We start from the raw sequence: 10,038 nt of genomic DNA, 5'->3' as shown, positions 1-10,038 counted from the left end.
GTGACCAGCAGATCGCCTCTTTTTGCGAGCTGGATGATTTTGAAGTCGGCTGCATCGGCACCGGAATCGACGTAGACCGTCTTCACTCCGGGCGGTTGGGGCGCATTGGAAAAGTGGGCAAAGCTGGTGACGATTGTGACCGGTATTTCGCGTTTGATGGCTTCTTCGATGATGATGTCTTTTACGGGACAAGCATCCCCGTCGATCAGTATGTTCATGTAGCGCCTCGATTCTGTTTCTTTCTGATTCCATTTTACCAAAAAACAGCGTGGATTTCTCTCTGATGTGTGTGCCCTGGATGGATAATCGAAAGGAATGTTACCGGGAACTCCGGCCAAGAGCGTTCCGCCGGTGTTAAGAGTGGAATATAGCCGCCACCTCCGACCAAAACCGGTTGACCGGAGGAGAGCATACATATGCATACTCAGCTACGGCGAAGATTGGTTTCAACGGAGGACAGAATGAAAAATAATCAAAAGCGCAAAAAAGCCGGCAGCCCGGAAACATTCCGGACCGCCGGCTAGGCGTTTAAACACTTATGAATCAGTTCAAGCCCAGGATGGACTCGACGCTCTTCTGCATGTCGTCGGAAGCGACAACGGTGTTGTGGCGAACTTCCGCATGCAATAATTCTTCGATTGCGGCTGGGAAAGCAACGCCGCTCAATTCTCTCAGGCGGTCCAACATTTCCTCCATGGAATCATCCGAAAACTCAGGATCGATGGCATTCAGGACGGCTTGCGGGAATTTATACGGGCTGGCAGTCGACGCGATGATGATTGGTGTGTGATCATCGGTTTCGGCTACATAAGTGTTGGCAACATGCGCCGCCACAGCTGTGTGCGGGTCGATGACATAGCCTTCAGCATGATAAAGCGCAGCAATCTGAGCACTGACTTCCTCTTCAGTCGCGTAGTCCGCGTAGAAGTCCTTCGCTTTTTCCTGCATCGCTTCCGTCACTTCGTAGCGGCCGATTTCCTTCAATTGGTCCATGAAAGTTTGGACAGCCGCCGTGCTTTCATCGGCCATCAGATACAGCAGGCGTTCCAGATTGCTGGAAACCAGGATATCCATCGATGGGGATGTCGTCAAAATGAAGTCGCGGTTACGGTCGTAAGCACCGGTAGCGAAGAAATCGACCAGGACCTTGTTTTCGTTTGAAGCGATGATCAGTTTTTGGATCGGCAAGCCCATTTGTTTCGCGAAGTAGGCAGCCAGGATGTTACCGAAGTTGCCGGTAGGGACAACGACGTTCATCGGTTCGCCGGCAGCGATAGCGCCTTGTTTCACCATTTGGCCGTAAGCATAAACGTAATAGACCACCTGCGGGATCAGGCGTCCGATATTGATTGAATTGGCTGAGGAGAATTGGAATCCTGCTGCATCCAAACGTGCTGCCAAGTCTGCGTTTCCGAACATGTTTTTGACGTTCGTCTGTGCGTCATCGAAGTTTCCGTCGATGGCCACGACAGAGGTGTTGTCGCCTTTTTGCGTCACCATCTGTTTTTCCTGGATGGCGCTGACGCCGTTCTTAGGATAGAACACGATGATGCGTGTGTTCGGCACATCAGCGAATCCGTCAAGCGCCGCTTTTCCGGTGTCACCGGAAGTCGCCGTCAGGATCACGATTTCTTTCGTGCTGCCGTTCTTTTTGGCGGAAGTCGTCATCAAGTAAGGCAGGATCGAAAGGGCCATGTCCTTGAAGGCGATTGTCGGGCCGTGGAACAATTCCAGATAGTGGTTTCCGCCGGCTTTCACCAACGGAACGATGCTGGAGTCGTCAAATTTGTCATCGTAGGCTGCGTTGACGCAATGTTTCAATTCTTCCTCAGTGAAGTCGTCGAAAAATTTCTTCATCACTTCGTAAGCTAATTCTTGATAAGTCATGTCGGCCAGGCGATCCAATGCGATATCCAAAGCCGGAATGTGATCGGGTACGTACAATCCGCCGTCTGGCGCTATCCCTTGTAATATTGCTTGTGAAGCCGTCAGTGTTTTTTCTGCATTTCGTGTGCTGTGATAGGTCGTCACGGATTCAGTCTCCTCTACATTATTCTCATTTTTAAATTAAAAATTTCTCATAAAGAGTATGCCACATTTTCGTTGAAAACTCAATAACATATCGAAATGCGCGCTGTTCTTATGCACATTTTTATGAAAAAACTCCCCCGTACAAGCAAATGACGGGGGAGCGAGCGGGTGCGGTCAAATATAGGTCACGGACGCTCCACAATCATGGCGATGCCCATTCCGCCACCGATGCAAAGGGAGGCGAGTCCGAGTTTCGTATCGGTGCGTTCCAGCGCATGCAGCAAGGTCACCAAAATCCGTGATCCGGAAGCGCCGATGGGATGCCCCAAGGCGATAGCGCCGCCGCTGATGTTGATTTTTTCCTCGGGCAAACCCAAATCCCTGACAACGGCGATGCTCTGGGAGGCGAACGCTTCGTTCAATTCGAAGAGGTCGATATCCTCCACACGCAGCCCGGTCTTTTCCAATGCTTGCTTGATGGCATAATAAGGCGCATAGCCCATGATGGCAGGGTCGATTCCGGTTTCGGCGTAGCCTTTGATTGTGGCCAGGTATGGGATGCCTTTCGCTTCGGCCTCCGACTTCGGCATCAGCACCAAGGCGGCCGCTCCGTCATTGATCCCGGATGCGTTCCCAGCAGTCACCGTGCCATTCTTTTGGAAGGCCGGCCTTAATTTGCTCAAGCTCTCGATAGTGACATCTTTGCGGATATATTCATCATCGGCCACGACTGTCTGCTGGTTCTTGCGGTCCATGATGATGACAGGTGCGATTTCTTCCTTAAAGTAGCCCGCTTCTTGCGCGGCGGCAGCCTTCTGTTGCGAATGCAGCGCGAACGCATCCTGCTCTTCGCGGCTCACTTGGAATCTTTCCGCCACCGTTTCGGCCGTGATGCCCATATGCTGCTGATCGAACGCATCAGTAAGGCCGTCGTGCACAAGGCTGTCGATGGCGTTGATATCACCGAGTTTGCTTCCCCAGCGTTGGTTCGGCAAGAGATAGGGTGCTTGCGACATGCTTTCGGTGCCTCCGACGACTACCGTTTTGGCATCGCCCAGACGGATGGCTTGGCTCGCGAGAATGATTGCTTTCAATCCGGAGCCGCAGACTTCGTTGATCGTCATGGCTGTTTTTTCATAGGGGATACCGGCAGCGACTGCGATCTGCCGCGCCGTGTTCTGGCCGATGCCTGCCTGCAGGACGTTCCCGAAAATGACGGAATCGACTTCTTCAGGGGATAAGCCGGCACGATTCAACGCAGATTCAGTTGCCGTTTTTCCCAGATCCACTGCAGTACAATTTTTGAGGCTGCCTCCGAATGAACCGATGGGGGTTCTTGCAGCACTGACAATTACGACTTCTTCCATTAAATGTCTCCTTTTTGGGCTCATTGTTGTGCAGATCTGTCCATCCACACAGTGTATCTCTTATTTTACGATAATAAACGCACTTTAGCATATAAGAATTGTTAAAGAATTTCAAACCATATACAATTTTCCGATAAGGGTTTTGTAAGATATCTTTAATTTGGTGGCCTGAGGTTGTTTTTTTGAGCGGTCTGGTCTATTATTTGGGAGGAGAGGCATCAAATATGTTATATATAAACAGTAAGGGGTAGTTGATGGTGAAGATTGGGATAGATAAGATTGGCTTTTATGCGCCGCACTTCTTTGTGGATATGGAAAAATTGGCGGAGGCCAGGGGGGTGGATCCGGCTAAGTATACAATCGGCATCGGGCAAGAAAAAATGGCGGTCGCGCCCATAACTCAGGACGCTGTTACGCTAGCTGCGAATGCCGCTTTACGCATCATCGATGAGGAGGATTTGGCGAAAATCGACCTGGTCATTTTTGGAACGGAATCCGGCATCGACAATTCGAAATCAGGTGCCGTCTACGTACACGATCTGCTTGGAATCCAGGAACATGCCCGTTGCATCGAATTGAAGCAGGCGTGCTACGGAGCGACTGCCGGCATCCAACTGGCGAAAGGACATGTCGCTTTGAATCCGGAAAGCCGGGTATTGGTGCTTGGTTCGGACATTTCCCGCTATGGAATCGGCACGGCCGGTGAAGTGACGCAAGGTGCCGGTGCTGTGGCCATGATCATCAGCGCGGAACCACGCATCCTTGTGCTGGAGAACGAAAGCAGCTATCTGACCGCCGATGTGATGGATTTTTGGAGACCAATCTATTCGGAAACGGCTTTTGTCGACGGTAAATATTCAAATGAACAGTACATTTCATTCTTTTTGAACACTTGGGAAGAATTCAAAGCGAAATACGGCGCCACCTTGTCTGATTTCGAAGCAATCTGTTTTCATCTTCCATACACGAAGATGGGGTTGAAGGCTCTGCGCGAAGTGCTGGATGAAGGTTCCGAAGCCGACCGCGAACGTCTGTTGGCGCATTACCAAACCAGTACAATCTACAACAAAATCGTCGGCAATATCTATACGGGTTCCCTGTATCTGAGCCTGCTGTCCTTGCTGGAACTTTCCGACGACCTGAAGGCTGGCGACAAAATTGGTCTATTCAGTTACGGATCCGGAGCGGTCGGCGAGTTCTTCGCAGGCACACTGCAGGATGGATTCAAAGAAGCTTTGGCCGCTGCTGATCACGGTAAATTGTTCGCTGCACGCGAAGAAGTTACCGTCAAAGAATATGAAGAAATCTTTTCTCACGTTTTGCCAGTCGATGGTTCAAGCATCGAATTGGATGTGGACGCAGATCCAGCAATCATCTGCATCGAAGGAATGGATTATAACAAACGCATCTATCTGAACAAAACCAGATAATGAATGCGATGAAAAACAGCACGCCATCAGCCAGATTACTGGTGATGGCCTGCTGTTTTTCATTTTGAACGGTTCTGGGGGCCGGCTCGTTCGGCCAAGCCGTCCGTGGCCGGACGAGAAACAAATTTCGGACCTGTACTCCGGCTAAGCCGCCGCGACCGGAGAAGAAACAAAATCCGACACCTCTACTCCGGCGAGGCTCGCCTCGCCGGAGTAAAAATTGGAATCCAGCCCGGGAGCTCGTTCTGAAAACCTTCGCCGATCGTGTTATGCATCAATCGACTGCATTCGCACCGCGGATTTGCGCCAAAAGTGCTTGCGCCGTCGCCAGATTCATATTTTTTTCGCTCTTAAGCAGCTCCGACAGCTGTTCGATTTCGTTCCCGACCGCTCCTGCGCTGATCGCCAGTGAACGCGAATGTAGGCCCATATGTCCCTTTTGGATGCCTTCCGTCACCAGCGCTTTGATGGCGGAGAAGTTTTGCGCCAGCCCAACCGAGGCGATGATGGACTCCAGTTCGGATGCCGAACGGTAGCCGAGAATTTCTTTCGTCATTTTCGCGGCAGGGTGGAAGTTGATGGACCCGCCCACAGCTCCGATCGGCAATGGCAAAGTCAGACTTCCGAGCAGATCCCCGTTTTCCGCTTTTTTCCAGGTTGTCAGCGAACGGTACTGTCCGCTGCGGGAGGCATAGGCATGCGCTCCTGAAGAAATGGCGCGCCAATCGTTTCCGGATGCCAGTACGATGGCATCCATGCCGTTCATGATGCCTTTGTTGTTGGTGACGGCTCGATAAGGATCGACGTAGGCAAACTGATAGGCTTCGATCAGTCGGTCGCGCACTTCATCACCGGAGAACTCTCCTTTGGCCAGAAGTGCAACCGGTATCCGGCACTCGGCGGTCGCCAAACAGTCTGTCGCGTAATTGGTAAGGATTCCCATCAAAGCTTCGCCGCCGGTCAAACTCTCCAGGTAAGGGATGACGCCTTCCATCATCGTATTGATGATGTTGGCCCCCATCGCCTCCAACGTCTCGACATGCAGATGGACGACAAAAAACGACGGAATCCCTTCAACATTATCTGCAGGAAGAATCCTTACGCTTACGCGACGGGCTCCGCCGCCACGCTTCACGATGGAAGGGTGGGCAGCATTGGCAACCTTCAGGATCTCTTCCTGATGCGATAGAATCAGTTGTTCAGCAGCAACGCTGTCGGGGACATTTTTCAGTGCGACTTGACCGATCATGACCCGTTCTTGGATCGTCGTCCGGAATCCGCCCGCCTTGGCGATGATTTTTGCTCCTGCGCTGGCCGCAGCGATGACGGAAGGTTCTTCGATGGCCATCGGGACGGCATAGTCTTTTCCGTCTATCAGAAAGTTCAAGGCGACACCGTAGGGCAACTCGTATGTGCTCAATTGGTTTTCGATCATGTTATCGGCGATTTCCTGGGGCAAGCTTAATCCTGAATGAAGCTTGGCTGTCGCTTCTTCATTCAGGATCCCGGCCGAGTGTAAGGCAGTGATCCTTTCGGATGGTGTTTTATCGTAAAATTTCTGAAGATATTTGGATTCCATTTTATGCTCCATTTCCCAAGTGTTTTCACGTGTAATCAGTGTCTGTTTCCTATATCATTTTATCATAGTACTATCCTGATGGCATCCGCCATCAGTTGCCTTGCGCAGAGGACGAAAGAATCCGACCAATGCCCGATGACGGGCAGGCGCACAGGCGTGTATACTGAATTTATTAAGAGAAAGCGAGGGATCGCATTGGATACGATCAGCTATTATATCAAAGAAATCATCAATGCAACCGGAAAAGGCTTGAAGGGGTATCTCATATCAGCCGTCAAATTGGCTGCCATCAGCTTTGTCCTGTTGTGCATCGGCTTTCTGTACTTCGGCATCGATTTTTGGTTCCTGAAGGCACTGGGTATCGCGATTTTCGATCTTATCCCGATTCTGGGGAGCGGGATGGTGATGATTCCTTGGGCGGTGATCCATCTGTTGCTCGGAAACACAACGTTGGCTTGGCAAATCGGACTGCTGTACATCATTCTTGTGGTCATCCGTCAGATCGCGGAGCCGTTCGTTACAGGTAAGGAACTCGGAATCCGGCCGTTGTACACGTTTCTGGCGACAGTTATCTGTATCCTGTTGTTCGGGCCGCTTGGAGCCGTTCTGGGCGCAGTGGTTGCTGTAGTGATCAAAGCCGTTTTGGAAGTATCGAGTGTCAGCCGCAACAATTATGACAAATATCGTCGCTGAAAAGAGACAGCATTTCACAAGCACGGGAGAGAGTGACTTCTTCCGTGCCTTTTTATTTTTTTCGCACACTTGCGGACTGAACCCATCCATCCATTCATTTCCGGTATAAAAAAATAAGTAATAATGGACGAATTATCTTGACCAGAAGGAGTCTATGCCTTAAGCTAGGATTTAATGAGAATGGTTCTCAATTAGTGTCGGAAAATTACTATTGCTGAAAGAATGGAGGGGACGATTATGACGAATGTAAGGGACTTGCCGATCGGTGTATCTGCAATTGTGAACAAAATAACAGGACAAGGCGCTACCCGCAGAAGATTGATGGATATGGGGATCACGAAAGGCACTGCCATTTATGTCAGAAAAGTCGCTCCATTGGGCGATCCGATCCAAGTGATGGTGCGCGGATATGAATTATCGATACGCAAAAAAGATGCCGAGATGATCGAAGTTACGTTCGGGGAGGAAAAATGATGGGGAAAACCATAGCGCTGGTCGGAAATCCTAATAGCGGGAAAACGACCTTATTCAACCATTTGACAGGTTCCACCCAACGCGTCGGCAACTGGCCGGGGGTTACGGTCGAACAGAAGGCCGGCACATTGCTGCATGACGGCGAGACGCAGGTCATCGATCTGCCAGGCATCTACTCGCTTTCTCCATACACAATCGAGGAAATCGTCACGCGCGATTATCTGACGCTGGATGCACCGGATCTGATCATCAATATTGTCGATGCCTCCAACTTGGAGCGGAATCTTTACTTGACTACCCAATTGATGGAATTGCATCTGCCGATCGTCGTCGTCCTCAATATGATGGACATCGTCGAGAAACGGGGCGATCAGCTGGACGTCGCCGCTTTATCGCGCGCGTTCGGATTGCCGTTCGTAACGATTTCGGCTCTGAAGGAAAGCGGATTGGAAGAGTTGTACAAGGCCATCGCTGAACCGATTGCTGTGGCTGAACCGATTACATACAGCATCGTCGTGGAAAGCATCCTTGATACGATCGAAGAAATTATTGCTCCGTTGGTTCCGAAAAAATTGCGTTGCTACTACAGCATCAAGCTTTTCGAAAGGGACGGACAAACTTCTGGAAAACTTGCGATTCCTGAAGACGGACAGGCTGTCATGGAAGGGCTCCTTAGCCGTTATGAAAAGGAATTGGACGATGACTCCGAGGCGATCCTGATCAACGAACGCTATAAATTCGTGACAAAAATTACACGCCAAGTGCTCGTTAAAAATAGCGACAAAGCTTCTTTCTCGGTCATGATCGATCACATCGTAACGAACCGCTGGCTTGGATTGCCGATTTTCGTCCTGATCATGTATGCGGTCTACTACTTCGCCATCACGACTGTCGGGACGTGGGGGACCGATTGGGTCAACGATGTGTTGTTTGGGAGCATCGTGCCAGGGGTCGTGCAAAGTTTCTTCGACAGCATCGACATCCACCCTGCAGTCAGCAGTCTTGTGGTTGACGGTGCCATCGGAGGCGTAGGTGCAGTTCTGGGCTTCCTGCCGCAGATGGCCGCCTTGTTCCTCTGCTTGACCTTGCTGGAGGACAGCGGCTATATGGCCCGCGTTGCTTTCGTGATGGATAGGGTTTTCCGCGGCTTCGGCCTTTCGGGTAAATCATTCATCCCGTTGTTGATCGGTTCCGGCTGCTCGGTCCCGGGCATCCAGGCTTCACGCACAATCGAAAACCTGCAGGATCGTCGTATGACGATTCTGACCACTTCCTTCATCCCATGCGGTGCGAAACTGCCGGTCATCGCCCTGATCGCCAATGCCATCTTTGGCGGTGCATCCTGGGTTGCCTTGTCGATGTACCTGTTGGGGATTGCGACTGTCATCTTTTCCGGTGTGCTGTTGCGTAAGACAGCCATCTTTTCCGGGGAAGCATCGCCATTCGTCATGGAGTTGCCGATGTATCACTGGCCGCAATGGAAAAGCATTTTCCGCGCGGTATGGGCCCGTTGTTTGGCCTTCGTCAAAAATGCCGGGACCGTCATTTTTTTGAGTTCGAGTTTGATCTGGTTCCTTTCTTCCTTCAACTGGCAGCTGCGGATGGCTGCCGAAAGCGATCAAAGCATCCTGGCCAAGATCGGCAGTGCAGTTGCTGTTTTCTTCGCGCCATTGGGCTTCGGATCTTGGCAAGCGACAGTGGCGACCATCCAAGGTTTGATCGCGAAGGAAAATGTTGTCGGCACATTTGGTGTGCTGATGAACACAACCGGTTCGGAGGCGGAGGTAGCTGCCGCATTCAGCACACTGTTCAACCCGGTCAGCGCAGTATCGTTCCTTGTGTTCAATATGATCTGCATGCCGTGTTTCGCGGCTGTCGGAGCGATGCGCACCGAATTCGGCAGCGCTAAATGGACGCTTTTCGGCGTCTTGTATCAAACTACTTTGGCTTATGTCTTGGCCTTCATCATCAATCAGCTCGGATCTGTCATCGTGTTGGGCACGCCATTCGGGGCGGGAGCAAGCATAGCGGCTGCAGCAACGGCAATATTGGTGTTCTTGGTCGTCAGACCCGCGCCTAAAAAAGCTTCGCCGATGTGGGGCAGCTTGGCGAAACCGATGGTCAAATAGGAAGAGGGGGAATAACCTATGAATGTTCAATCTTGGATCGTTTTGTTGTTGTTTATGACCTTGATGGGGTACATTTTATTCCGTCAAATCCGTTTGATCGCGAGCGGGAGGAAGAAATGCAACGCCTGCACGGTAACGGTTTGTCCGATGAATGAGCCTGCTCCGGTAGAGGCTGAGGCCGACTGTATTGCCGGCACCGCACTGATGGTGCAACTTGGTGTTGCGCAAGAGAGCGCATCGGCAGAAAAGCATTGCCCGACTTCCCAAATCATCAAAGAATAAAAATGAACAGTAAAAAAAGTCGGTACCTCAATCAAAACGATTGAGGTACCGAC

9 protein-coding genes are annotated in these 10,038 nt (G+C 51.0%); 5 read left to right on the top strand and 4 right to left on the bottom strand.

Features of this window, described 5'->3' with window-relative positions; all coding sequences use genetic code 11:
* The 3 genes from WBV27_RS06140 to WBV27_RS06130 all read right to left on the bottom strand — a co-directional run.
* Positions 1-218 (bottom strand): DUF188 domain-containing protein (locus WBV27_RS06140; RefSeq protein WP_424200350.1); only part of this gene is annotated, 218 nt, incomplete at its 3' end.
* 325 nt (positions 219-543) lie between these two features.
* Positions 544-2,031: a threonine synthase gene (gene thrC, locus WBV27_RS06135; RefSeq protein ID WP_086627031.1), complete on the bottom strand. Its 1,488-nt coding sequence runs from the start codon at positions 2,029-2,031 to the stop codon at positions 544-546.
* A gap of 185 nt (positions 2,032-2,216) precedes the next feature.
* The gene (locus WBV27_RS06130) at positions 2,217-3,398 is read right to left on the bottom strand and encodes an acetyl-CoA C-acetyltransferase (protein WP_424200348.1); all 1,182 of its coding nucleotides are present in this window, start codon (positions 3,396-3,398) and stop codon (positions 2,217-2,219) included.
* A gap of 257 nt (positions 3,399-3,655) precedes the next feature.
* Between WBV27_RS06130 and WBV27_RS06125 the strand changes: the two genes are divergently transcribed.
* Positions 3,656-4,828, top strand: a complete 1,173-nt coding sequence (locus WBV27_RS06125; protein ID WP_424200346.1) for a hydroxymethylglutaryl-CoA synthase — start codon at positions 3,656-3,658, stop codon at positions 4,826-4,828.
* Between the two features lie 274 nt (positions 4,829-5,102).
* Here WBV27_RS06125 and WBV27_RS06120 read toward each other — a convergent pair whose 3' ends face one another.
* On the bottom strand, positions 5,103-6,419 hold the full coding sequence (locus WBV27_RS06120) for a hydroxymethylglutaryl-CoA reductase, degradative (protein WP_424200344.1): 1,317 nt from the start codon (positions 6,417-6,419) through the stop codon (positions 5,103-5,105).
* 144 nt (positions 6,420-6,563) lie between these two features.
* On the opposite strand from WBV27_RS06120, the gene WBV27_RS06115 reads away from it, so the two are divergent.
* The 4 genes from WBV27_RS06115 (at position 6,564) to WBV27_RS06100 (ending at position 9,985) form a co-directional block, all read left to right on the top strand.
* Positions 6,564-7,100, top strand: a complete 537-nt coding sequence (locus WBV27_RS06115) for an AI-2E family transporter (protein ID WP_424200342.1) — start codon at positions 6,564-6,566, stop codon at positions 7,098-7,100.
* A 237-nt stretch (positions 7,101-7,337) separates the two neighbouring features.
* The gene (locus WBV27_RS06110; protein WP_200831798.1) at positions 7,338-7,574 is read left to right on the top strand and encodes a FeoA family protein; all 237 of its coding nucleotides are present in this window, start codon (positions 7,338-7,340) and stop codon (positions 7,572-7,574) included.
* The gene (gene feoB, locus WBV27_RS06105) at positions 7,574-9,703 is read left to right on the top strand and encodes a ferrous iron transport protein B (protein WP_424200339.1); all 2,130 of its coding nucleotides are present in this window, start codon (positions 7,574-7,576) and stop codon (positions 9,701-9,703) included. Before WBV27_RS06110 ends, feoB begins: the two co-directional genes overlap by 1 nt.
* Before the next feature lie 18 nt (positions 9,704-9,721).
* A complete protein-coding gene (locus tag WBV27_RS06100) occupies positions 9,722-9,985 on the top strand; it encodes a hypothetical protein (RefSeq protein ID WP_424200337.1) in 264 nt (87 codons plus the stop codon).
* Positions 9,986-10,038 lie beyond the last annotated feature (53 nt).

The sequence above is a fragment of the Trichococcus sp. genome (assembly GCF_049589555.1).
Taxonomy (GTDB): domain Bacteria; phylum Bacillota; class Bacilli; order Lactobacillales; family Aerococcaceae; genus Trichococcus.
The sequence above is the reverse complement of the archived record's forward strand: the minus strand, read 5'-3'. Positions and strand labels throughout refer to the sequence as shown.

Excerpts from the sequence above, each read along its gene's own strand:
- WBV27_RS06130 (WP_424200348.1), bottom strand. The coding sequence starts at position 3,398 with ATGGAAGAAGTCGTAATTGTCAGTGCTGCAAGAACCCCCATCGGTTCA.
- WBV27_RS06120 (WP_424200344.1), bottom strand. The coding sequence starts at position 6,419 with ATGGAGCATAAAATGGAATCCAAATATCTTCAGAAATTTTACGATAAA.
- WBV27_RS06110 (WP_200831798.1), top strand. The coding sequence starts at position 7,338 with ATGACGAATGTAAGGGACTTGCCGATCGGTGTATCTGCAATTGTGAAC.
- feoB (WP_424200339.1), top strand. The coding sequence starts at position 7,574 with ATGGGGAAAACCATAGCGCTGGTCGGAAATCCTAATAGCGGGAAAACG.
- WBV27_RS06100 (WP_424200337.1), top strand. The coding sequence starts at position 9,722 with ATGAATGTTCAATCTTGGATCGTTTTGTTGTTGTTTATGACCTTGATG.